The sequence below is a fragment of the Catellatospora sp. NPDC049133 genome (assembly GCF_040648455.1).
Lineage (GTDB): Bacteria > Actinomycetota > Actinomycetes > Mycobacteriales > Micromonosporaceae > Catellatospora > Catellatospora aurea.
The window spans coordinates 18,119-40,983 of sequence record NZ_JBEZDT010000042.1 but is presented as its reverse complement, the minus strand read 5'-3'; the positions used below and the strand labels follow the sequence as shown (position 1 = coordinate 40,983).

Here is a 22,865-nt window from a genome sequence, read left to right as displayed (position 1 = left end):
CCATGCTGTGGGTGGGGCGGCTGTTCGAGGAGCGGTACACGGCGGTCCGCCTCACCCTCGTGGTTCTCAGCGGCGTCGGCTACCTGACGCTGACGCCTGAGGGCCGTTCGGTGAGCACCGTCGACCTGATTCTCGCGATCGGCGTGCTGGCGTTCGCGTATGTCGGTGTGCGGTGGCCGTTCGCCTCGGTCGTCTGGGTGTCCCTCGTGCTGGGCCTTGGCTCCGTCGTCGGTGGCGACAACGACACCGTGCCGACGATAGGTCTGGCCTGGGCGGTTTTCGAGCTGGGCGCGCGCTGTGGCGGCTGGCGGGTGTGGACCGGCCTCGGGCTCGGACTGGCCGGTCACATCGCTTCCGATCTCGGCGAGTTCCTCGACGGCCCGCAGATCGTCGCGTACGGCGCGGCCGCCGCGGTGGCCGCGCCACTGCTGCTGGGTATGCACGTGCGGGCGCTGGGCGAGCTGAACCGCCAGGCCGCCGCCCGTGCCGCGCAGGAGCAGACCCGGGTGCGCGCCGACGAGCGCACCAGCATCGCCCGCGAGCTGCACGATCTGGTGGCGCATCACGTCGCCTCGATCGTGCTGCGGGTGGCGGTCGCCCGCGATGTGCTGCCGCTGGACGATCCGCGGGTTCGCCGGGTGCTCGACGACGTGCACGCGACCGGTTCGAGCGCGCTGGCCGACCTGCGCAAGCTGGTCACGGTTCTGCGCGATCCGGGTACGGCGCAACAGGTGCTGTTCGTGGATCCGGAGGGTCTGCCGGTCGCGCTGCGGGCCGCGGTGGAGCGCAGCGCCGGCATCGGCCTGAACGTGCAGGCCGACATCGACCCGGAGGTGGTCCGGCTGGACGCGCGGACGGCGCTGGCACTGCTGCGCCTGACCCAGGAAGGTCTGGCGAACGTGGCCCGGCACGCGGGAACGGCGGCGCGGGCGCGGCTGTCCATCCGGCTCGGCGGCGAACTGGTCGCGTTCGAGTTGCGCGACTTCGGCGGCACGGTGGCGCCGGGGCAGGCCGGTGGCGGGCACGGGCTGGTGGGCCTGCGGGAGCGGGTCGAGGTGCTCGGCGGCAGGTTGCAGGCCGGTCCGGCGGACGCGGGTTGGCTGCTGCGCGCGTCGCTGCCGGCGTCGGGGGCGGCCGCGTGATCCGGGTGCTGCTCGTGGACGACCAGCAGCTGGTGCGGGCGGGGCTGCGGATGCTGTGCGAGTCGGTGCCGGACATGCAGGTCGTGGGCGAGGCGGCGGACGGCGCTGCCGCGGTGCGGCTGGCCGAGCAGCTGCATCCCGACGTGGTGCTGATGGACCTGCGGATGCCGGGCGTCGACGGCACCGCGGCGACGGCGCGCATCCTGGCCCGGCGGCCGTCGGCGCGGGTGCTGGTGCTGACGACGTTCGACGACGACGAGCACCTGTATCCGGCGCTGGCGGCCGGAGCGTGCGGGTTCCTGGTCAAGGATGCGAGCCCGGACGAGCTGCTGGACGGGGTGCGGCGTGCGGCGGCGGGTGACAGCCCGTTCAGCCCGGCGGTGCTGCGCCGCCTGGTCGAGCAGGCGGTGCGCCGTCGGCAGGCGCCGGTCGTGGCACCCGACCTGCCGGGTGTCACCGAACGCGAGCGCGAGGTGCTGGCCCTGGTCGGTCAGGGCCTGTCCAACCCGGAGATCGCGGCGCGCCTGCACCTGGGGGTGACGACGGTCAAGACGCACGTGGCGAACCTGATGACCAAGACCGGCAGCGCCAACCGGGTGCAGCTGGCCGTGCACGCCGCGAACGCGGGATCACGGTAGGCGGCGCTGGTCGAGGGCGTGGACGAGGCGGTCGGTGAGCGCGGCGAAGGTGTCGAGTTCGGCCGGTGACAGGGCCGCGAACCAGCCGGCGACCGCGGCGTGGTCGCCGTCGTCGCGGGCGGCCCAGTAGGCCCGGCTGGCCTCGGTGACCGCGAGCAGTCTGCGGCGGCCGTCGGCCGGGTCGTCGCGTACCTCCAGCAGGCCTTTGCGTTGCAGGGCCTGGACGAGCTGGGCGACGTTCTGGTGGGTGCTGCCCAAACCTGCGGCGGCCTGTTTCAGTGAGGGCGTGCCGAGCGCGCCGACCAGGGTCAGCAGTGCGGCCTGCTGGGTGGTCAGCCCGTCGGCGCGCAGCCGCTCGTCCATCAGGTATCGCAGCCGTTGGGCCAGGTAGAGAGTGGTGCGGAAGGCGCGCACGGGCGCGGTGAGGTCGTCGTCGAGGAACGGGGACTTGTCGCGTGTGGACATGCGCAATATATTACCCAACTATGGCCGAGGAACACCAGATCGTGCTGATGCCGCACTGCGGCTACCTCTCCGAGACCTCCCGGATGATCGAGATCCACCGGGCGCTGGCGCGGCGCGGCGCGAGCGTGCGCATGGCCACCCACGGCGGCACCTACGAGACGCTGCTGCGCGAGGCGGGCATCGACTACGACATCGTCGGACCGCACATGAGCCCGGCCCGCTCGGCCGAGGTCGTCGCGGACGCCACCGGGCTCGGCGACCCGAGGCAGAGCATCTACCCCGACCACGAGCTGGAGACGTACGTGCGCGCCGAAGGGGCGTACTGGCGCGAGCACCGGGTGCGCACGGTCGTCACCGGATACACGCTGACCACGATGCTGTCCACCCGCCTGGCCGGCGCCGCGCTGGTCACCGAACACGCCTGCTGCTGGGTGCCGCCCGCGTTCGAACACGGCCTGGTGCCCGCGCCGACCTGGCGGGCCACCCGGCGCCTGCCCGGCTGGGCCGGCCGGCTGATCGCCAACCGAATCCTGCCCCGCACCCGGTTCTACTGCGACGGCTTCAACCGCGTCGCGGCTCGCCTCGGCGTCGAAGGCGTGCCCAGCCTCGGCGCGCTGGTGCTGGGCGATCTGGCCCTGGTGCCCGAGGTCCCGGAGGTGTTCGGGGTGCCCGCCGCCGAGCTGGAGGCGTGGCGGCCCCGCGGACGCCGGCTGCGGCCGGCGACCCGGCTGCGCTACAGCGGGCCGCTGTTCGCCCACCTCGACGTGCCGCTGCCCGAGCACGTGGCGGAGTTCCTCGACCAGCCCGGCCCGACCGTGTACGTCGCGGTCACCTCGACCTCGCCGCGCTTCGTACGGCGCGTCGTGCAGGCCCTGCGGCCGCTCGGGGTGCGGCTGCTCGTCGCCGGCACCGTGCACGACCTCGGCGACCTCGCCGACGAGCGGACCTGCGTCGGCGGCGTGCTGCCCAGCCACCTGGTGATGCCCCGCGTCGACCTCGCCGTCACCGCGGGCGGTCAGGGCAGCGTGCAGACCGCCATGGCCTGCGGCACACCGCTGCTCGGCATCCCCCTGCACGCCGAGCAGGACCTCAACGTCGCGCTGGTCCAGGCCCGCGGCGCGGCCGAGGCGCTGTCACCGCACCTGGCCGGCACCCCGCGGCTGGCCCGTGTCGCCGCACGTGTGCTGGCCGACCCGTCCTACCGGGCTGCGGCAGGGCGCATCCGCGACGTCTATGCCACCGTGGACGGTTCGGGCAACGCCGCCGACGCGGTAATGGAACTGACCGCACGGCGCTCGGCGGTCTAGGTTCCCGACATGACCGTCATCAGGAATCTCGCCCTCGCCGTGCCCCGACGCGGCGACGACCTGCTCGTCTTCCGAGGCCATGACCACACCGACGGGCGCACCTTCTACCGTCCGCTCGGCGGCGGCATCGAGTTCGGCGAGACCGCCGAGCAGGCGCTGCACCGGGAGATGCGGGAGGAGCTGGCCGTCGAGCTGACCGGCGTACGGCTGCTCGGCGTGCTGGAGAACCTGTTCCACGCGTTCGACCGGTACGGCCACGAGATCGTGTTCGTGTTCGCGTGCGACCTCGCCGACCCGACGCTGTACGAGCGCGACCACGTCGGGCAGATCCTCGACGACGCCGAAACGCCCGTGATGTGGCGGCCGCTGAGCGGCTTCGACGACACCGCGCCGCTCTACCCGGCCGGCCTTTCCGGCCTCCTCGCGACGTGAACGGGGGCGCGAGGCGGCGGTGACGGTCCCGCCCGTGGTGTGCACCACCGGGCGGGACCGTCACCTGCCCGGTCGTGCCGGCGGCGAATAACGCCACACTGTCAGCGGACAGGCAGCGCCGTCATCAGGACGACCCGGTCGCGGCACGCGCGACGACCACCGGCAGCGAGTCCGGGCCCAGGTAAGGGTGGTCCGGATAGTGCTCGACGTGCTCGTGGCGGCCCGGCGGGAGCTCCCCGACCCCGGCGAGCGCATCCGCCATCGTCGTCAGGTGCCGGGCGTCGCCACCGATCGCGAGCCGGTCGCCGCGCACCGTGAACTCGGCCGGGCGGCCCGGACGGGTCACGACGAGCACGCCGGCGAGCAGTCGCTCATACGGCGCGGCTTGCGCGGCGGTCGCGGTGTACACGTGTCCCGTGCCCGCTCTCAGCAGCGCCACGAGCGCGTCGAACGCCGCCGCGTCGGTGAACTGGATCTCGACTTCGGCGGTCGATGCGCTGTGGCGCACCTGAAGCGGTTCACGCATCGGCTGTATCTAGTCCAGCAGCCAGCCGCGCAGCTGCGCGCCGTACGGCGTCAGCATGACCAGGGCCGTCGCCGCGGACAGCACCGTGCCGGTGAGCAGCCGCGCCGCCGCGCCCCGGGTCAGGCTCCCCCGCTGCCCGGCGAACTGGAAGAACCCGACCAGTGCGCCGATGAAGCCGAGCACGACGATCAGCGACGTCATCACGATCCACCGGCAGATCTCGATCAGCCATGCCAGCGGGTTCCAGGCCGAATCCGGGCCCAGCGGCGGGTTCCAGTCCTTCGGGTCGCCGTAGCGCTCCAGGCCCGGGTCGGCCAGACCGGCCCAGTCGCCGGTGCCGGCCGCCGCCGCGAGCAGCAGCGACCCCGCCCCGAGCAGGAGGATCACGACGACCGAATACTGGAACCACACGATGAGGTGCCGCCCCTGCCGGGTCGGCTCGGGCTCCGTCGACTGCACATCCATCCGCGCGAGGCTACGCCACCGGCCGCGCCGGCGCTGACCTTGCCCGGCCCGTGACCGGTCAGTCGAAGTCGAAGATCGAGTTCTTGTCGTAGAAGTGCAGGATGTAGCGGCAGTTCTTGCAGATCAGCAGCGTCATCCGGTGCGAGGTGAAGCCCCACCGGCTGTCCAGGCGTCCCAGCTCCTGCTGGAAGTCGTTACCCTTGCACAGCGGGCAGCGCAGCACGGGGATCTCGGAGGTCGTCATGGACCCGCACGATAGCCAGCGCCGTCCAGCGGCCGGGTCCCACCCCGGCGGGAACCATCGGCCGGATCGGACGGTCCAACCGCCCATGACCCTTGCCCGTTCCGCACTCACCCTGGCCGCCGTCCTGGTCCTGGCCTCCTGTTCGGCCAGTCCGGCCCTGCCGTCGCCGGTCGGGTCGCCCGAGAGCGCACCGCAGTCGCCGGTCGGGCAGCGCGCGGGCACAGGGGCCGGCTGGCGGGAGCTGCCTGGCTCGCCGCTGAGCCCACGCGCCCTGGCCCTCGGGCTGTGGACCGGCCAGGAGGCGCTGCTGATCGGCGGCATCGACGAGCCCTGCCCACCTGGCGCGGACTGCGCGGGCGACCGCAGCCCGCTGCTGGCCGCGGCGGCAGTGAACCCGGACACCGGCCGCTGGCGGGTGCTGGCCGAGCCGCCGGTGGCGCTGCTCTGGATGCAGGGCGCCGTCGTCGGCGGCGTCGCGTACGTGCAGGGACACACCGTCGGCGACGGGATCGCGATGCTGGTGTACGACATCGCGGCCGACCGGTGGTCGCGCGGTTCGCTGCCCGCCGCGTCCGGGCTGACCCTGGTGCCGGCCGGTGACCTGCTGTTCGCGGTGCGGGGCAGCGAGGAGACGGAACCGGGCCCTGACTACGTCTACCGGCCGGACGAGCGCACCTGGACCGAGCTGCCCGCCGACCCGCTCGGCGCGGGCTTCGACCGGGCGATGGCGTGGACCGGCCGTGAACTGGTGCTGTTCGACCACAAGATCGTGCCGAACCCGGGCGCGGACGGGCCTTCGGTGACCCGCGCGGCAGCGTTCGACCCGGCGAGCGGCAGGTGGCGGCGGCTGCCCGACTCCTCGCTGCTGGGCACCGGCCCGTGGCTGGCCGAGGGCGGCAAGCTGATCGCACCGGCGCTCGGCGGCGCGGACGGCGGCCAGGTCGGCAACTGGGGCCGCACGTACCCTTACGGCGGTGTGCTCGATCCGGACGCCGGAACCTGGTCACCGCTGCCGGACGCTCCCGGCGCGGGGACGGGCGGCGGGCACGGCAGCGCCTTCGGAGCGGTGTCAGCGGTGTACGCGGAGCGGCCCGGCCCGGTCCTGAACGCCGCCACCGGGAAGTGGGGCGCGATCCCGCCACTGCCGCAGGCCGAGGTCACCGACAGCACGGTCGTCGCGGCGGGCAACCGGATGCTCGTGTTCGGTGGCGCCCGCTGGCCGGACGGCAGCAAGGCCGAGCTGAGCGCGCGGGCCTGGCTCTGGACGCCGCAGGGCTAACCGGCCAGTGCCTTGACCAGGCTCGCGGTGTCGGTGATCTCGTTGGCGACGGTGGGGCCGTTGACCTCGTGTGCGGCATGCATCGCCTCGAAGCTGAACGCCGCCGTCGCGTCGCGGACCAGCGTGATGTGGTAGCCGGCCTCCATGCCGAACCGGGCCGTGGACTCCACGCACGTGTTGGCGATCAGGCCGATCAGGATCAGCTTGCTGACGCCGTGCTGCTTGAGCTGCACGTCCAGGTCGGTGTTGGCGAAGCCGCTCTGCGCCCAGTGCTCGTGCAGGATGACGTCCCCGGTCTGCGGTTCGAAGTCGGGGTGCCACTGCCCGCCCCAGGTGCCCTTCGCGAACAGCTGGATGCCGGCCGCGCGCAGCAGGTACGGCGTGGCGTTCTGCCATTGCTCGTAGTCGCCGGGCCGCCAGCGCCGGTGCCGGGAGTAGAAGATCTGGATCCCGGCGGCCCGTGCCGCGGACATGAGCTGCCGCATGTTCTCGATCAGGCCGACCGCCTCGGCGACCTCCTTGAGCTGCGGCCACCGTTTGCCGCCCTCGCTGATGAAGTCGTTGTACGGGTCCGTGATGATCAGCCCGGTCCTTGCCGCGTCATAAGTGGCCATGCTCTCCCCCGAAAGCGCAGACCACCCGAGCGTACGCCGCCGCGCTGCCGCGTACGCCGGGTTCGTCGGCAGGTCAGCTGTGATCGGGAACGGCCGCGATCGGGTACGGCGCGTCGCGCAGCAGGCCGGTCAGCAGCGGCCAGGCCGCGTCGCGCCGCCGGGCCGGTGTGCGCACCACGGCGAGGCCCGCCGGGGCGCTGTTCAGACCACCCCGGCCCTGGTGGCGTATCTCGACCGCCGGGTGGCGGTCCGCGGCCCGCACGACCGCGTCGGCGAACCCGCTTGTGGCCGGGCCGACGTCGCAGGCGAGCACGGGCACGCCACGGGCCGACGCCTCGGCCATCGCGAACTCGGCGGCATCGCCGGGCGCATCGGCGCCCACGAGCAGCACGGGCGCTTCAGGCGCGGCGGTCCTGCCGGGCACGCTGAGCACCGGGCAGCCGGCCCTGCCCGCGAGCCGCGCTGTCGCACCGGGACCGGTCGTGTCTCGGCCGGTCACCAGCATCGTCGCGGTCGGCGCTTCGAGCAGCAGTGCCCGCGGCAGCGAGCGACCGGTGCCGTGCAGGGTGACGTCGGTGCCCGGATGGTCGTGGCGCAGCTGCGCGACGGCCACGCGAGCCGGTTCGGTGGGGTCCGCGTCGTCGAAGGCGGCGGGCGGGCAGACACCCATCGCCAGGTGGCTGGTCCACACGGGTATCCGCCGCGTGACAAGCACCCGCAGCCCCGTGTCGTGTGCGGCGGCCTGTTGGGCGGCCAGGCCGAGCGCGGCCAGGCCGGCGTTCCCGGTCTCGTATCCGGCGATCACCGGCCCGGCCCGCTGCGCGACGTCGGCGGCCCGGTCGTGTGGCGTGGTCATCGTGCCCTCCTTTCGGCAGGTGAACTCTCCACGCTGCCGACCTGGGATTTCAGGCAGATTAACCGCCGGGCAAGGGCGGGCTAAGCCCGGTCACGCCCGGCACACGGGCCACGCCCGTGCCACGGGTCAGCCCATGGTGCGCTGGCCGTCGATGGTCTCGCGGATGATGTCGGCGTGCCCGGCGTGCTGGGAGGTCTCGGCGATCAGGTGCAGTGCCACGCGGCGCACCGACCAGGCCGCGCCGGGCTCGAACCAGGGCGCTTCCGGCAGCGGGTGGGCGGTGTCGAGGTCGAGGGTGGTGAGCAGCTCGTCGGTGTGCCGGGCCACCTCCTCGTATGACTTGAGCAGGCCCTCGACGGTCTCACCGGCGGTCATCTTGAACCCGTCGGCCCAGTCGACCTCGCCGCCGTCGCCCGCGCCCATGCCGGACGCGCCGCCGACCGCGAAGTTCATCCACTGCTTCTCGGTCGCGGTGACGTGCTTGATCAGCCCGCCGACGCTGAGCGCGCTGGCGGTCGGGGTGGCGGCGGCTTGCTCGTCGCTGAGGCCCTGCGCGGTGTAGCGCAGGAAGTAGCGGTGCTTGCCGAGCGTCTGCAGCAGGTCGGCGCGCTCCCCGGTGACGGTCTTGGCGGATTCGGACATGGAAAGACCCCCATCGTTCGGTTGATACGGCCTCACCCTATGGGCCAGGCCCGACAATCCGGGCGCGGCCGGTCACCCGATCGGGTTGCATTGTCACAATGCATGGGTCAGGAAGCCTCCATGTTGCGGATCATCCTGGCGCAGCTGCGCCGCCGCGCTGCCCGCTCGGTCGCGCTGCTGACCGGAGTGCTGGTGGCGACCACCGGTTTCACCGTCCTCACCGGAACCGTCGACACTGCCCGGCTGCAGGTCACGCAGCAGGTCGGGGAAATACCGGGGCGCGTACGACATCCTGGTCCGCCCGAAGGGCTCCCGGCTGGAGCAGGAGAACGCGGCCGGGCTGATCCGCCCGAGCTTCCTGTCCGACCACTTCGGCGGGATCTCCCTGGACCAGGTCGCGACGATCCGCGGGGTACGCGGCGTCGAGGTGGCCGCCCCGATCGCGATGATCGGCATCAGCTTCGCCCCGGCCGTGGTGGACCTGGACACCTCGGCGATCGTGCCGCGCGACGACCGCAGCGTCCACCGCATCACCCGCACCCGGATCACCGACGGCGGCACCACCCGGATCCCGACGCCGCCGCGCTACCACTACTTCACCCCGAACGGCATCGCGATCTCGAACGATCCCGCCCGGCAGCAGAACCCGGTGGTGGAGGTCGTGGCCGACGGCTCGGTCACCGGCACCCTGCTCGGCGACGCGGTGTCGGTGCGGGCACGCGGCGTCGACCGGATCGCGGTGATCGCGGTCCTGCTGCTGGGCCTGGCCGCGGTCGCCGACGTGCTGTTCGTCAACGTGCGCGACTGCGCCGCCGAACTGGCCGCGCTGCGGGCGACGGGCTGGTCCGCGGCGGCGATGGCACGGCTCGTGGCGTACGAGGGGCTCGGGATCGGACTCGTCGGGGCCGTGCTCGGCGCGGCGGCCGGGCTGGCGGGAACGGCCTGGTTCGCCGGGTCCGTGCCACCGGCGCTCGTCGCCACGGCGGCGGTCGCCGCCGGGGCGGGCGTGCTGGCGACGGGGCTGGCCGCGCTCGCGCCCGCGCTGGCGCAGCACCGGATTCCGGTGCTGCGCCTGCTCGCCGAGGAGTGATGTCCTGATTGCTGTGGGTAGGAGGGGTTTCGCACCGGCCGGGACCCCGCTACCCTCCTCCGAATGACTGTCTCGGTACGACGTTTGGCCGTACTCGTACACGCCCTTTTGGTTATCCCGCTGGTCGCGGTGTTCGTGATGGTCGGCTCGGGGCAGCCCGGCGGCCTCACCACCGTGCTGCTGAGCATCCCGGTCCTGCTCGGCGGCGCGCCGTGGAGCATCCTCACCGCCCAGTTCACCGAGCACGCGTCACCAGGGGTGTTCGAGTTCCTCGTCGCGTTCCCGGCGGTGCTCAACCTCGCCCTGCACGTCGGCATCGGCGAATACCTCGCCCGCAGACGCGCGGCCGTCGCCGCCTGATCCCGCACCGGGTCGGTCGAGATCCCCCCCACGACCCTGACCGACCCGGTTAAGATCACCGCCGACACACGGGGGGTCCATATGAGAACGACGCGGCGCACGCCGACGGTCGGCATCCACGGGCGAGGGCTGCTCGCCCTGTCGGCCATGGCGTTGTCGACGCTGGCAGGCTGCACGCCTGCCGAGTCGCCTACGCAGCCAGGTCCGGGGACCGCCGAGCCTATCCCCTGGGTCGAGCCCAGCTGGAAGCTCCGTCCGGGGGCCGACGACCGCGTCGCGGCCGCCCTGCTGACCGCGGACCGGGTCGGCGACCTGCCCGCCGCGGGCGAACCGAAGGAGTTCGTCATCGAGCCGGAGCTCTGCGGGCACCGGGTGGCAGCGTTTCATCACTTGAGCAGCAACGCGGCCGCGATGTGGCGTGACGGCGAGACGCGGGTGCTGCAAGGCGTCGGCTCGTTCAACACGACCGTGGCCGACGCCGCGGTCGCCGTGACGGAACTGCGCGACAAAGCGACGTGCGAGTCCTTCATGGCACGCGACGGAAGGCACGTCCTGATCAAGGTGCCCGACCTGGCACCGGTCGCGGGCGTCGACGCGGCACACCTGCTCTGCGAGGAACTGCGCGGCGACAAGAGCGGCAGGGGCGACGAGGTACGGGGTGCCCGGTGCACCGCCCTGCTGGCACGCGAAGACGTGATCAGTGTGCTCTGCACCATCGCGCCGACGCGGGAGAAGGCCGAGTCGCTCACCCGCGTCGCGGCGGACCTGTCGGCGGCGACCCTGGTCAAGGCCTGGTGACGCAGCGGGCCTCTATGATGCCGCGGTGTCCGATCTGACCTCCGGCGCGGGCTGGACCCCGCCGCAGCCACCGGCCTGCGACTGTGTGGAGCACATCGAGGACCTCCTCGACGTCGTCATCGCCAGCAGGTACCCCGATCCGCCGTCGACGACCGTACGGGAACTGCTCGCCACAGGTGATCTGTCGGTGAAGCCGATGAGCGAGCGGTGGCTGGGGGGCCACGACGAGGGCCCGCTGCACTGGAACCTGTGGGCCGGCGACGAGGCGCGCAGCCTGTACGACGACGACGCGCCGCTGCAGCTCGACAACTCGATCATGGAACGGCCCGGTATCGAGCGGGTCGAGTGGGTGGATCGCGAGATCCTGCTGATCGGCGCGCCGCGGCTGTGCGCGGACGGGGTGCTGGCGGCGGCGGCCCGCGCGCTGGAGGATCCGCGCGTGCGCTGAGCGGCGACGCTTGACTAATCGGGTTGTTTCGATGACTCTGACGGGAGAGCGCTCTCCAGCAGGCCCCGCCGACCCGTGGCCGTCCCCCACACCCGGCAGGGCCTGTCCCGTCCCGTCTCCATCAGGAGCAGCCCATGTCGCTCAGACCCACCCTCCGGCTGCCGTGGCGCAGCCGCGCGGGCCTGGCGGCGGCCGTCGCCGTCGCGCTCGCACTGCTCGCACAGTCCCTGACCGGTGTGCCCGCCCAGGCCGCCGGTCCGCTGATCTCCCAAGGCAAACCGGTGCTCGCCTCCTCGATCGAGGGCGCGGGCACGCCCGCCGCCGCGGCCGTCGACGGCGATCCCGGCACCCGCTGGTCCAGCCAGTTCAGCGACCCGCAGTGGATTCGCGTCGACCTGGGCGCGACCGCCGCGATCGACCAGGTGCGGCTCGCCTGGGAGGCGGCGTACGCGACCACCTTCCAGATCCAGGTGTCGCCCGACGGCAGCACCTGGACGAACATCTACTCGACCACCACCGGCACCGGCGGCACGCAGACGCTCGCGGTCACCGGCACCGGCCGCTACGTGCGCGTGTACGGCACGGTCCGCGCCAACGGCTACGGCTACTCGCTGTGGGAGTTCCAGGTGTTCGGCACCATCGGCGGCCAGCCCAGCCCGAGCCCGAGCACCAGCCCCAGTCCCCCGCCCAACCCGGGCGGCGCCCCGATCTCGGAGTTCAAGAAGGTCGAGGCGTCGTCGTACGAGGGCGGCAACGCCCCCGCCGCCGCGCTCGACGGCCGCACCACCACCCGCTGGTCCAGCCAGTTCAGCGACCCGCAGTGGATCCGGATCGACTTCGGCGGCACGGCGACGATCTCGCGGGTCGTGCTCCACTGGGAGTCGGCGTTCGCCCGCGGCTACCGGATGGAGACGTCCAACGACGCGGCCACCTGGACCACGATCCACTCGACCACCACCGGCAACGGCGGCACCGAGACTCTGAACATCAGCGGCAGCGGCCGCTACCTGCGCCTCTACGGCACCGCACGGGCCACCGGCTACGGCTACTCGCTGTGGGAGCTGCAGGTGTTCGGCACCCTGAACACGTCGGCCACCACTCCGCCGCTGCTGTCCGGCCCGACCCGTCCGCCGGCGACCACCGGCCAGTTCGCACTGACCGGCCCCGCCGACGCGGCCATGGTCACCACCACCCGCCGCCCGGCCCTGAGCTGGAACGCGGTCGGCGGCGCGGCCCGCTACCAGGTCTGGATCAACATCAGCCGCACCGACTACGACTTCACCCAGCCCGGCAACCTGATCGACCTGTACACCAAGGTCGCCGAGCCCACCGGCACCACCTACACCCCCACCTGGGACCTACCGGACCGGTGGACCTACAAGTGGTACGTCGTCGCGGTCAACGGTTCCGGCGGCACGATCCAGGTGTCGAACATCCGCCGGTTCAGCGTCTACCTGCCGGTGCTGGAGAACGTCGCCGACGGCGTCAACGTGCTCAACGGCAGCCGCGACCTGAACAAGAACGGCACGATCGAGCCGTACGAGGACTGGCGGCAGCCGGTCGAGACGCGGGTCAACGACCTCCTCGGGCGCATGACGCTGGAGGAGAAGGCGTACCAGATGTTCTACAACGCCCAGACCTTCAACAGGTCGGGCTGGCACTTCGGCCCGGCGGAAGGGCCGGACCTGCACAACTTCCTGACCTCGTCGGCGGCGACCCGGCTGGGCATCCCGTTCGTGTCGGCCGGTGACACCATCCACGGCTACAAGACCACCTACCCGACGCAGAGCGCGCTGGCCGCGACCAGGAACTACCCGCTGGCGTACCAGCTGGGCGACATGCAGCGGCGCGAGCAGCTGGAGGTCGGCACCCGGGGCGTGCTCGGGCCGCTGGCCGAGGTCGGCACGAAGGTGCTCTACCCGCGCATCCAGGAGGGCAACGGCGAGAACGCCGACGTCGCCGCCGCGCAGGTGCGGGCCCTGGTGGCCGGGCTGCAGGGCGGCCCGGAGCTGAACCCGGCGTCGGTGCTGGCCACCGTCAAGCACTGGCCGGGCGAGGGCGCGGGCGGCGAGGCGCTGATCGTGTACGACGCGGTCACGATCAAGTACCACATGATCCCGTTCCGGGCGGCGATGGAGGCCGGCGCGGTCAACATCATGCCGGGGTACGCGGGCAGCTCGTTCCTCGACCCGGGCGGCCCGGGAGCCGGTGACAGCGCGCCGATCCTGGCGTACCTGCGCAACAACCTCGGCTTCACCGGTCTGATCACGACCGACTGGCTGCCCTCGGGCTCCTGGGTCGGCGCGGCCAAGGCCGGTTCGGACGTGATGGGCGGGGCCGACCCGGGCGCACCCGGCTACTCCATCGCCACGTTCACCGCCGGGGTCCCGGCGGCGCGCATCGACGACGCGGTGCGGCGCATCCTGCGGCTGAAGTTCCAGCTCGGCGTGTTCGAGGCGCCGTACGGGGACCCGGTCAACGGGCCGTACCGGATGCACCAGCCGTCCTACACCGCGCTGGCCAACCAGGCCTCGCGGGAGGCGATGACGCTGCTGAAGAACAACGGCGTGCTGCCGCTGCGGCTCAACGCGGGCGACAACATCGTGGTCGCCGGTCCTCGGGCCACCGACGCGCTCGCCTGCTGCATCTGGACCAGCTACTTCCACCAGGAGTACGGGTCGAAGAACATCATCGACGCAATCCGGGCCAGGGCCGCGACGGCCGGGGTGAACGTGTACCAGGACACCGGTCCCGCGCCGAAGGTGGCGGTCGTCGCCGTCGGTGAGGGCTCCTACACCCACGGCACGAACTGGGTGAAGGAGCAGCCGTACCTGCCCGCCGACCAGCTCGCGGTCATCCAGAACTTCCGCAACCAGAACATCCCGGTCGTGGTCGTGCTGGTGATGCCGAGGCCCTACGTCATCACCGAGTGGGACGGGCTGGCCGGGGCGACCGTGGTCACCTACCGCGGCGGTGAGGAGATGGGCCCGGCGCTGGCGTCGCTGCTGTTCGGCGACTACGCGCCGAGCGGCAGGCTGCCGTGGCAGCTGCCCCGGGCGCTGACCGACGTGCTGCGTCCCGGCGGCAGCGACGTGCTCGCCGACGCCACCGAGGCCTGGGACCTGCCGTACGACCTGGGCGCGACGACGGCCCAGCGCAACGAGATCCGGGCCCGGATCGACGCCGGGCAGACGGTGCCGACGACGTACGGCAACCCGCTCTACCCGTACGGAGCCGGTAGAACCGGCTGGTGACAGCACCACCGGACGGCCGCCCCGTGACACCGGGGCGGCCGTCCGGCCGTGTGCGCCCCCGGATCGGGCGAGAGTGAATCAGCCTCACGGCCGAGCTTCCGGCGCATCGCACCCGGAGTGCGATCGAGGCGCAAACGGCGTTGCTACAACGGGTCGCGACTTCACGTGAACACCCCGTCGCGCCCCGTTCACCGCGGGACGCGAGCACCACCGCCACCCCCACAGCGTCCTCTCCCGAGCGGGTGCCATGAACGAATCCGACCCCCGACCACCCCGCAACCCAGGCCTGCGCAACAAGATCTTCGCCGTTCTCGCGTCGCTGGTGGCGCTGTGGGCGTTCGCCGCGTACGTCACCGTGGGGCAGGGGCTCAGCCTGGTCTGGCTGGCCGCGCTGGAGCAGCAGGTCGCCAAGCCGACCGAGGCGCTCATCGCGGCTATCCAGGCCGAGCGCCGCGAGTCGGTCACGTTCGCCGCGTCGGGCACCGCCGGTGACCGCGACGCGCTGGCCGCCGCGCGGATCGGCACCGACCAGGCCGAGCGCCGGCTGCGCACCGCGCTGGAGGGCACGATCGCGCAGTGGTCGACCAGCGAGGCCAGCGACGCCCGGCTGGCCGACCTGCTCGCCGCGCTCGAAGGCCTGCCCGAGCGGCGTGACGAGCTGGACCGGGGCGGCCTGGACCGGGTACGGGCCAGCGCCTACTTCACCGGCCTGGCGCAGCTCGGCTTCGACGTGTACGGCACGTACACGGCCTGGGACGACTCGGAGGTCATCTTCCACACCTCGACGCTGGTGCTGCTGACCCACTCCCAGGAGATGATCTCTCGGGAGGACGCGGTGCTGTCCGGCGTCATCGGCGAGAACCGCTTCACCGAGGCGGACCGGGCGGCGTTCACGGAGCTGGTCGGGGCGCAGAAGTACCTGTCGACGCAGGTCGCCGAGCGGCTGCCGCAGCCGGACAAGGGGCAGTACACGCGGCTGCTGAACAGTCCCGCGATGCTGGCGCTGCAGACGCTGGAGAACGAGGTGATGCGGGCCCCGCCGGGCGCGGCTCCGCTGGCCGACGCGACGGCGTGGCGGGCCGCGGTCACCGGCGCGATCGACGCGGTGCGCACGCTGGTGCTCGACCTGGCCGACGCGACGGTGGTCCGGTTCCGCCCGGCGGCGGTCGGCATCATCGTGCAGCTGGTGCTGGCCGCCGGGCTCGGGCTCATCGCCGTGGTGCTGTCGATCCGGTTCACGATCAGGTCGCTGCGCTCTTTGCAGGCACAGCTGGCGCAGCTGCGCGCGGCGGCGCTGGATCTGGCGCACGTGCGGCTGCCACGGGTGGTGGAGCGACTGCGGGTCGGCGAGGACGTCGACGTGGGCAGGGCCGCGCCGCCGCTGGCCTTCGGCGACGACGACATCGGGCAGGTGGGCCGGGCGTTCGACGTGGTGCAGCAGACCGCGATCCAGGCCACCGTCGACCAGGCCGAGCTGCGCCGCGGCGTACGCGACGTGTTCCTGAGCCTGGCGCACCGCATCCAGACGCTGGTGCACCGCCAGCTGAACCTGATCGACCTCATGGAGCGGCAGGCCGCCACGGACGAGGAGCTGGCCAAGCTGTTCCAGATCGACCACCTGGCCACCCGGATGCGGCGCAACGCGGAGAACCTGGTGGTGCTGTCCGGTGTGCCGGCCAGCCGCACCTACCGCACGGCGGTGCCCCTGGTGGACGTGCTGCGGGGCGCGCTGGCCGAGGTCGAGGACTACCCGCGGGTGCGGCTGCGAGCCGCGGAGCCGGCCGCGCTCGCGGGTCACGCCGCGGGTGACGTCATCCACCTGCTGGCGGAGCTGATGGAGAACGCGGTGACGTTCTCCCCGCCGAGCACCGACGTCGACGTGATCGGCCGGGCCGTGCCCGGCGGATACCTGGTGGAGATCAGCGACCGCGGCCTGGGCATGACCGACCTGGACCTGCAGGACGCGAACCGGCAGCTGGCCGAACCGCCGGAGTTCCAGCTCGCCGGGGCGGCGCGGCTGGGGTTCTACGTGGTCGGCCGGCTGGCGCGGCGCCACCAGGTCGCTGTGCAGCTGCGCCGTTCGGCCCACGACGGCATCACCGCGGCCGTGGTGATCCCGGCCGAGCTGATCGCCCGGACCGCTCCCGAGGTCGGCGACCGGCCCCGCGAGCGGCTGCTGGCCACCGTCGCGGCCGCGGCCGCGCTCAACCCGAACGGCCGCCGCGCGGCCGGGCCGGCCGCCGGGACGCGTCCGGCGGCGGCCGGAGCGCAGGCCGCCGGCGAGGACAAGCTGACCCCCGCCGGGTTGCCCTGGCGGGAGAAACGGCCCAAGCGGGTCGTGCCGCGCCCGCGTGACCTGGCCGAGGCCGAACAGGCCCGCAACGACGGCCCGGCCTACCCGAACGGCCGCGAGCCGCGGGAGGTCGGCCGGTTCCTGGCGGCGTACGCCGACGGGGCGCGGCAGGGCCGCGAGCAAGCCGAACTGACCGGACCGTCCCCGACCGCAGCACATCCGGAAGGACTCCCATCGTGACGGAGAAGACCGCAGCGACCGTCGACCTCGCCTGGCTCGTGGACGACCTCGTCCACCGGGTCGTCGAGGCCAGGTACGCCATCATCCTGTCCACGGACGGGCTGCTCATCGCCACCTCGGCGGGGCTGGCCAAGGCCGACGCCGAGCATCTGGCGGCGGCCGCGGCCGGGCTGAGCAGCCTCGCGCGGGGCGCGGGGCGGCACTTCGGCGACAGCGTGGTGCGCCGCACCATGATCGAGTTCGGGACGGGGTACCTGTTCGTCACGTCGGCGGGCAACGGCGCGTGCCTGGCCGTGGTGTGCGGCAGCGACATCGACGTGGGTGTGGCCGCGTACGAGATGGAGATGCTGGTGGTCCGGGTGGGCCAGTACATCACCACGCCCGTGCGCCAGCCCGCCGCGGCGCAGGGGTGACCTGATGGAGGCGCCACACGAGCAGTGGCCCGACGCCGTGCCCGTGGTCCGGCCGTACGCGATGACGTCCGGCCGTACCACCCCGGTGCGCGGCGCGTTCGACCTCATCTCGATCGTGCTGGCCACCCGGCCGCCCGAACGCGACGACGGTCTGCACCCGGAGTCCGCGCAGATCATCCGGCACAGCCAGGAGCCCGTGTCCGTCGCCGAACTCGCCGCCGAGCTGGACCTGCCCGCCGGCACGGTCATGGTGCTGCTCGGCGACCTGCTGGCGCAGCGGCTCATCGTCACCCGTTCCCCAACCCCGGCCCGCGGTGTGGCGAGCCGACCTGTGATCGAGGCGGTCATCCATGGACTCAGTACGCTCTGACGCGGTGCCGGTCGTGCTGCCGACCGCGGTCAAGATCCTGATCGCGGGGCACTTCGGGGTCGGCAAGACCACGATGGTCGGCGCGGTCAGCGAGATCCGGCCGCTGCGCACCGAGGAGATGCTCACCGACGCCGGGATCGGCGTCGACGACCTGTCCGGGGTGGAGGCCAAGACCCACACCACCGTGGCGATGGACTTCGGGCGCATCACCATCAGCCGCGACCTGGTGCTGTACCTGTTCGGCACGCCGGGGCAGGACCGGTTCTCGTTCCTGTGGGACGAGCTGGCCGCCGGCGCGATCGGCGCGGTGGTGCTGGCCGACACCCGCCGGCTGAAGGAGAGCTTCGCCTGCATCGACTACTTCGAGGAGCGGGAGACGCCGTTCGTGGTGGCGGTGAACTGTTTCGACGGCGGCGATCGCTTCACCCCGGCGGACGTGCAGCTGGCGCTGAACCTCGACCCGGGAACGCCCGTGCTGCTGTGCGACGCCCGCGACCGCACCTCGTCCCGTGCGGTGCTGGTCGCCCTGCTCCAGCACGTGCTGTCGCTGCCGGTCTGAGCGAAGCGGGCTGCGCGGCAGGCGCTGTGCTCGTACGATCCGTGCCCATGCGCGCACAACGGATCTTCGGCATGGTCGGGGTGCTGGTCACCAGCATCCTGGTCGCGTACGGCGTCTACCAGACCTGGCCCGGGCGGCAGGTGCCATCGGCCTCGGTGACCGCCCGTCCGTCGTTCGCCGAGCCGAGCGATCCCGGGCATCTGCGTGTCCGGCGGGAGCTGTGCCCCGCCATCGACCGGCCGGAGGTGCTGTCGGTCCTGGAGGACCCGCCGCACGCGCGGGGCACCGGCACGTCGTACGGCAGCGAACCGGACTACCTGCTGTGCCACGTGACCTTGGAGCATGCCGTGCTCCGGATCGAGACCGGCCCCACCCTCAGGATCGCGGGCATGCTGGCGATCAGCCCGGGCGCGGTGCCGCTGACGGTGCTCGGCCGCCCGGCGTACTTCGAGGTCAGCCGATCCCGGCTCCATGTCGCGACGCTGGCCGTGGCCTGGCGCAGGGAGGACACCGGCGGGCACGCCACCATCGAAGTCATCACCACCGACCAGCCCGCCGCCGACCAGGCCACCCTGGTCCGGCTCGCCGAACTGGCCCTGCCGCACGTGCCGGGCTGGCCCGCCTGAGCCGGCCGGGTGCCGGCGAGGTCAGGCGAACAGGGCGCTGACCGACTCGCCGTTGTGGATGCGGCGCACCGCCTCGGCCAGCGCCGGGGCGACCGAGAGCACCTTGAGTTTCGGCACGCGCTTGTCGGCCGCGATCGGCACGGTGTTGGTGCAGACGATCTCCAGGACGCCGTCCTGCTCGCTGAGGCGCTTGAGGGCGTTGTCGGTGAACAGGCCGTGGGTGCAGGCCAGCCGGATGGAGCGCACGTCGAGGCCGCGCAGGTGCTCCATCAGCTCGATCACGGTGCTGCCCTTGGCGATCTCGTCGTCGAGCACGATCACGTGCTTGTCCGCCACGTCGCCGATGACCGCGCTGATCTGCACCCGGTCGTCGCTGAACCGCTGCTTGGCACCCGCCGCCACGGGCGTGCCGAGCAGCCGGGCGAACGCGGCCGCCTCCTTGGCGTTGCCGAGGTCGGGTGAGACGACGACCGTGTCGGCCAGGTCGTACTGCTGGAAGTAGGTCGCCAGCTCGCGCAGCGCGTGCAGGTGGTCGACGGGCATGCTGAAGAAGCCGTGCATCTGCGGCGAGTGCAGCGTCATCGCCAGCACACGGTCCGCGCCCGCGGTGCGCAGCAGGTCGGCGACCAGCCGCCCACCGATGGAGATGCGCGGGGCGTCCTTCTTGTCCGAGCGGGCGTACGCGTAGTGCGGCATCACCACGGTGATCCGCCCCGCCGACGCGCCCCGGGCCGCGTCGAGCATCAGCAGCAGCTCGACCAGGTGCTCCTGCACCGGCGGCACCAGCGGCTGCACCAGGTAGACGTCCCGGTCGCGGCAGTTCGCGCCGAGCTGGACCTCGAGGCAGTCGTTGGCGAACCGCGACACCCGCACCGGGTGCAACGGCACTCCGAGGTGGGCGCAGATCTCGGCCGCGAGTTCGGGATGGGCACTACCGCTGAACACCGCGATGTCACGCACGCCGGAATGGTAACCAGCACCTGGCGGGCAACGGGGGCCAGGCCCGCCGCGCGCGGCGACGTCGTTCGATCGGGAATCCGACGCCCGTCTCGACTAGGGTCGAGCCGCGAGCGACGGAGGGCGGCACGGATGGATCCGCAGGCGGAACTGCGCCGGGTGCTGGAAGGCCCGCTGCCCGGCGAGGTGAGCAAGGAGTTCCTGCAGCGGTTCACCTTCACCGCCGGCGACCCCCGTTCGGTGATCGCGCTGGCCCGCGACGTGCTCGCGACCGTCCTGGACGCCGGCCCGGTCTGGCCGGACCTGGCGATGTGGCGCGACCGGCTGCCCGAGCGCTTCGTGGCGGCGTGCGCCCCGGAGCGGGACGCGGCGGCCGTGCGGGAGGACGCGGCCCGGTGGGGCGCGATGACGGCCGACGCGCAGCGCGAGCACGCGGTCGCGGCCGCGTGGGAGCTGTCCGGGTGGCTGCACTGGTTCGACCCGGACGGGGAGGGCGAGTCTCGGGGCTGGCAGTGGTGGGACGCCGGATTGGACGGGCCCACTGGAGGCTGGGTCGATGTCGAGGTCGAGGGCCACCCGTTCGCGTCGGGCTCGCTTGAGTGGCTGCTCCGGGCATCCGGCGCACGCGACATCGACAGCTAGCGCCCTCGATCATCGGACTTGCCAGGCAACCGGGGGTGACGGCGTTCAAGATACGCACAGGTGCCCGGCAAGTCGGATGACCATGGAGCGCACGAGCGCCCCGAACATACGTTCGACCGGTCTGGTCGGGCGGTAACGCCAACCTCGTACACCTTGGTCCGCTAGATTATGTGAGTCCGATTTATGTGCAAATACCGGGCGTGCACGCGGCGTGTCCGCAGGTAGGCGGCCCACGTACCGCGCGAAAGGGCACGCGCCGGCAGACAGCGGATGTGGAGCTGTGCCATGGCCAAGGCAGTGGGTATCGACCTGGGAACCACGAACTCGGTGATCGCGGTGTTCGAGGGCGGCCAGCCGACCGTGATCCAGAACGCGGAGGGCGCGCGCACGACGCCGTCCGTGGTCGCGTTCACCGACGCGGGTGAGCGCCTCGTCGGGCAGCTGGCCCGCAGACAGGCGATCCTGAACCCGAAAGGCACCATCTACTCCGCGAAACGGTTCATCGGGCGGCACTTCGACGAGATCAGCCAGGAGGCCAAGGCGGTCGCGTTCGACGTCGTGCCCGGCCCCGACGGCCTCGTGCGCTTCGACGTCAAGGGCAAGATGTACTCCCCCGAGGAGATCAGTGCCCAGGTGCTGCGCAAACTCGTCGACGACGCGTCGAAGTTCCTCGGTGAGAAGGTCACCCAGGCCGTCATCACGGTGCCCGCGTACTTCAACGACGCCCAGCGCACCGCGACCAAGGACGCCGGGCGCATCGCCGGGCTCGACGTGCTGCGCATCATCAACGAGCCGACCGCGGCCGCGCTGGCGTACGGCCTGGACAAGAAGGGCCACGAGACGGTTTTGGTGTTCGACCTGGGCGGCGGCACCTTCGACGTGAGCATCCTCGACGTCGGCGACGGTGTCGTCGAGGTTCGCGCCACCGCCGGCGACTCGCATCTCGGCGGCGACGACTTCGACCGGCGGCTGGTCGACCACCTGGCCGACGAGTTCAAGAACGAGAACGGCATCGACCTGCGCAGCGACCCGCAGGCCTTGCAACGGCTGTTCGAGGCCGCAGAGAAGGCCAAGGTCGAGCTGTCGTCGGTCACCCAGACGCAGGTCAGCCTGCCGTTCGTCACTGCCGACGCGTCCGGGCCGAAGCACCTGACCACGACGATCACCCGGTCGAAGTTCGAGGACCTGACCAAGGACCTGGTGCAGCGCTGCCTGGGCCCGGTCGAGCAGGCCATGGGCGACGCGAAGGTCACCGCCAACGACCTCGACGAGGTCATTCTTGTCGGCGGGTCCACCCGCATCCCGGCCGTCCAGGCACTGGTACGCAGGCTGACCGGCGGCAAGGACCCGAACATGAGCGTCAACCCCGACGAGGTCGTGGCGATGGGCGCGGCGATCCAGGCGGGCGTGCTCACCGGTGAGGGACCCGACGTGCTGCTGCTCGACGTGATCCCGCTGTCGCTGGGCCTGGAGACCCTGGGCGGGCGGATGACCAAGGTCATCGAGCGCAACACCACGATCCCCGCGCGGCGCTCCGAGACGTTCTCCACGGCCGAGGACAACCAGCCCGCCGTGGACATCCACGTCCTGCAGGGCGAGCGCGAGCTGGCCGCCGACAACCGCACGCTGGGCAAGTTCCGGCTGGAGAACATCCGGCCCGCGCCGCGCAACGTGCCGCAGATCGACGTCACCTTCGACGTCGACGCCAACGGCATCCTCAACGTGTCCGCCAAGGACAAGGAGACCAACGCCGAGCAGGCCATCACCATCACCGACAGCGGCAACCTCGACCGTTCCGACGTCGAGCGCATGGTCGCCGACGCCGAGGCCCACCGCGACGAGGACACCCGCACCCGCCAGATCATCGACACCCGCAACGAGCTCGAATCGCTGACGTACCAGGTCGAGCAGCGCCTGGGTGAGCTGGGCGAGTCCGCGCCCGCGCACGAGAAGGCCCGCGCGGAGCTGCTGGTCGGTGACGCCCGCCAGGCCATCAAGGAAGAGGCGCCGATCGACCGGCTGCGTTCGCTGATCGGCGACCTGCAGCAGCTCGCGCAGGGCCTGATGGCCCGGCCCAGCGGGCCGCCGCCCGGCGGCGACGCCGGACAGGGCGGACCGGCCGGCCCGGCCGCGGGCGCACGCACCGGCCAGGGCCAGGGCGACGACGACGTCATCGACGCCGAGTTCTCGCCGAGCTGAGCGCCG

The 22,865-nt window shown here is 72.3% G+C and carries 26 protein-coding genes; 17 read left to right on the top strand and 9 right to left on the bottom strand.

Translation table 11 applies throughout. From position 1 onward, the window contains the following. The first annotated feature begins 2 nt into the window (after window positions 1–2). Together AB0B35_RS35120 and AB0B35_RS35115 are read left to right on the top strand one after the other, a co-directional pair. Complete coding sequence (locus AB0B35_RS35120) at window positions 3–1,142, top strand: histidine kinase (protein WP_361054102.1); 1,140 nt, start codon at window positions 3–5, stop codon at window positions 1,140–1,142. Beyond that, a complete protein-coding gene (locus AB0B35_RS35115) occupies window positions 1,139–1,780 on the top strand; it encodes a response regulator transcription factor (protein WP_360536549.1) in 642 nt (213 codons plus the stop codon). Before AB0B35_RS35120 ends, AB0B35_RS35115 begins: the two co-directional genes overlap by 4 nt. Here the strand turns inward: AB0B35_RS35115 and AB0B35_RS35110 are convergent. Further along, entirely contained in the window at window positions 1,772–2,245 is a 474-nt protein-coding gene (locus AB0B35_RS35110; protein ID WP_361054099.1) for a MarR family transcriptional regulator, read from the bottom strand. The two genes, AB0B35_RS35115 and AB0B35_RS35110, sit on opposite strands and share 9 nt — an antisense overlap. Window positions 2,246–2,265: 20 nt before the next feature. Here AB0B35_RS35110 and AB0B35_RS35105 point away from each other — a divergent pair, with 20 nt between their 5' ends. Both AB0B35_RS35105 and AB0B35_RS35100 read left to right on the top strand, forming a co-directional pair. Beyond that, window positions 2,266–3,552 carry a glycosyltransferase gene (locus tag AB0B35_RS35105; RefSeq protein ID WP_361054096.1) on the top strand — a complete coding sequence of 429 codons (1,287 nt, stop codon included), beginning with the start codon at window positions 2,266–2,268 and terminating at the stop codon, window positions 3,550–3,552. A 9-nt stretch (window positions 3,553–3,561) separates the two neighbouring features. Further along, entirely contained in the window at window positions 3,562–3,984 is a 423-nt protein-coding gene (locus AB0B35_RS35100) for an NUDIX domain-containing protein (protein WP_361054093.1), read from the top strand. 124 nt (window positions 3,985–4,108) lie between these two features. Here AB0B35_RS35100 and AB0B35_RS35095 read toward each other — a convergent pair whose 3' ends face one another. The 3 genes from AB0B35_RS35095 to AB0B35_RS35085 are packed head-to-tail and all read right to left on the bottom strand — an operon-like array spanning window position 4,109 to window position 5,219. Then, window positions 4,109–4,510, bottom strand: a complete 402-nt coding sequence (locus AB0B35_RS35095; RefSeq protein WP_361054090.1) for a hypothetical protein — start codon at window positions 4,508–4,510, stop codon at window positions 4,109–4,111. Window positions 4,511–4,519: 9 nt separating this feature from the next. Further along, on the bottom strand, window positions 4,520–4,975 hold the full coding sequence (locus AB0B35_RS35090) for a hypothetical protein (RefSeq protein WP_361054088.1): 456 nt from the start codon (window positions 4,973–4,975) through the stop codon (window positions 4,520–4,522). Window positions 4,976–5,033: 58 nt separating this feature from the next. Then, entirely contained in the window at window positions 5,034–5,219 is a 186-nt protein-coding gene (locus AB0B35_RS35085; RefSeq protein ID WP_361054085.1) for a hypothetical protein, read from the bottom strand. 85 nt (window positions 5,220–5,304) lie between these two features. Between AB0B35_RS35085 and AB0B35_RS35080 the strand changes: the two genes are divergently transcribed. Further along, the gene (locus AB0B35_RS35080) at window positions 5,305–6,498 is read left to right on the top strand and encodes a hypothetical protein (RefSeq protein ID WP_361054082.1); all 1,194 of its coding nucleotides are present in this window, start codon (window positions 5,305–5,307) and stop codon (window positions 6,496–6,498) included. Here the strand turns inward: AB0B35_RS35080 and AB0B35_RS35075 are convergent. The 4 genes from AB0B35_RS35075 to AB0B35_RS35060 form a co-directional block, all read right to left on the bottom strand. Beyond that, window positions 6,495–7,112 (bottom strand): isochorismatase family cysteine hydrolase, encoded by a 618-nt coding sequence (locus AB0B35_RS35075; RefSeq protein WP_361054079.1) that lies wholly within the window; start codon window positions 7,110–7,112, stop codon window positions 6,495–6,497. The genes AB0B35_RS35080 and AB0B35_RS35075 overlap by 4 nt on opposite strands. A gap of 73 nt (window positions 7,113–7,185) precedes the next feature. Beyond that, a complete protein-coding gene (locus tag AB0B35_RS35070) occupies window positions 7,186–7,968 on the bottom strand; it encodes a hypothetical protein (protein WP_361054076.1) in 783 nt (260 codons plus the stop codon). Between the two features lie 126 nt (window positions 7,969–8,094). Continuing rightward, complete coding sequence (locus AB0B35_RS35065) at window positions 8,095–8,610, bottom strand: DinB family protein (RefSeq protein WP_361054073.1); 516 nt, start codon at window positions 8,608–8,610, stop codon at window positions 8,095–8,097. Between the two features lie 93 nt (window positions 8,611–8,703). Continuing rightward, the gene (locus AB0B35_RS35060) at window positions 8,704–9,066 is read right to left on the bottom strand and encodes a hypothetical protein (RefSeq protein ID WP_361054070.1); all 363 of its coding nucleotides are present in this window, start codon (window positions 9,064–9,066) and stop codon (window positions 8,704–8,706) included. Here AB0B35_RS35060 and AB0B35_RS35055 point away from each other — a divergent pair. The 10 genes from AB0B35_RS35055 to AB0B35_RS35010 all read left to right on the top strand — a co-directional run bounded on the left by AB0B35_RS35055 (window position 9,038) and on the right by AB0B35_RS35010 (window position 19,061). Continuing rightward, window positions 9,038–9,700 (top strand): FtsX-like permease family protein, encoded by a 663-nt coding sequence (locus tag AB0B35_RS35055; protein WP_361054067.1) that lies wholly within the window; start codon window positions 9,038–9,040, stop codon window positions 9,698–9,700. The two genes, AB0B35_RS35060 and AB0B35_RS35055, sit on opposite strands and share 29 nt — an antisense overlap. Window positions 9,701–9,763: 63 nt before the next feature. After that, on the top strand, window positions 9,764–10,060 hold the full coding sequence (locus AB0B35_RS35050; protein ID WP_361054065.1) for a hypothetical protein: 297 nt from the start codon (window positions 9,764–9,766) through the stop codon (window positions 10,058–10,060). A gap of 81 nt (window positions 10,061–10,141) precedes the next feature. Continuing rightward, window positions 10,142–10,858, top strand: coding sequence for a hypothetical protein (locus AB0B35_RS35045; protein WP_361054062.1), 717 nt, complete (start codon window positions 10,142–10,144; stop codon window positions 10,856–10,858). Window positions 10,859–10,883: 25 nt separating this feature from the next. Then, window positions 10,884–11,306 (top strand): hypothetical protein, encoded by a 423-nt coding sequence (locus tag AB0B35_RS35040; protein ID WP_361054059.1) that lies wholly within the window; start codon window positions 10,884–10,886, stop codon window positions 11,304–11,306. Window positions 11,307–11,440: 134 nt separating this feature from the next. Further along, entirely contained in the window at window positions 11,441–14,560 is a 3,120-nt protein-coding gene (locus tag AB0B35_RS35035) for a discoidin domain-containing protein (RefSeq protein ID WP_361054056.1), read from the top strand. 247 nt (window positions 14,561–14,807) lie between these two features. After that, window positions 14,808–17,093 carry an ATP-binding protein gene (locus AB0B35_RS35030; RefSeq protein ID WP_361054053.1) on the top strand — a complete coding sequence of 762 codons (2,286 nt, stop codon included), beginning with the start codon at window positions 14,808–14,810 and terminating at the stop codon, window positions 17,091–17,093. Further along, window positions 17,090–17,506, top strand: a complete 417-nt coding sequence (locus AB0B35_RS35025; RefSeq protein WP_360536581.1) for a roadblock/LC7 domain-containing protein — start codon at window positions 17,090–17,092, stop codon at window positions 17,504–17,506. Before AB0B35_RS35030 ends, AB0B35_RS35025 begins: the two co-directional genes overlap by 4 nt. 4 nt (window positions 17,507–17,510) lie before the next feature. Next, a complete protein-coding gene (locus AB0B35_RS35020) occupies window positions 17,511–17,876 on the top strand; it encodes a DUF742 domain-containing protein (RefSeq protein ID WP_361054050.1) in 366 nt (121 codons plus the stop codon). Next, entirely contained in the window at window positions 17,857–18,435 is a 579-nt protein-coding gene (locus AB0B35_RS35015) for an ATP/GTP-binding protein (protein WP_360536583.1), read from the top strand. Before AB0B35_RS35020 ends, AB0B35_RS35015 begins: the two co-directional genes overlap by 20 nt. A gap of 47 nt (window positions 18,436–18,482) precedes the next feature. Then, window positions 18,483–19,061 (top strand): hypothetical protein, encoded by a 579-nt coding sequence (locus AB0B35_RS35010; RefSeq protein ID WP_361054047.1) that lies wholly within the window; start codon window positions 18,483–18,485, stop codon window positions 19,059–19,061. 21 nt (window positions 19,062–19,082) lie between these two features. Here the strand turns inward: AB0B35_RS35010 and AB0B35_RS35005 are convergent, their stop codons facing one another. Further along, window positions 19,083–20,021 (bottom strand): ribose-phosphate pyrophosphokinase, encoded by a 939-nt coding sequence (locus AB0B35_RS35005; protein ID WP_361054044.1) that lies wholly within the window; start codon window positions 20,019–20,021, stop codon window positions 19,083–19,085. Window positions 20,022–20,150: 129 nt separating this feature from the next. Between AB0B35_RS35005 and AB0B35_RS35000 the strand changes: the two genes are divergently transcribed. Continuing rightward, window positions 20,151–20,660 carry a hypothetical protein gene (locus AB0B35_RS35000; RefSeq protein ID WP_361054042.1) on the top strand — a complete coding sequence of 170 codons (510 nt, stop codon included), beginning with the start codon at window positions 20,151–20,153 and terminating at the stop codon, window positions 20,658–20,660. Window positions 20,661–20,945: 285 nt separating this feature from the next. Further along, the gene (gene dnaK, locus AB0B35_RS34995; protein WP_361054039.1) at window positions 20,946–22,859 is read left to right on the top strand and encodes a molecular chaperone DnaK; all 1,914 of its coding nucleotides are present in this window, start codon (window positions 20,946–20,948) and stop codon (window positions 22,857–22,859) included. The last annotated feature ends 6 nt before the right edge of the window (window positions 22,860–22,865 follow it).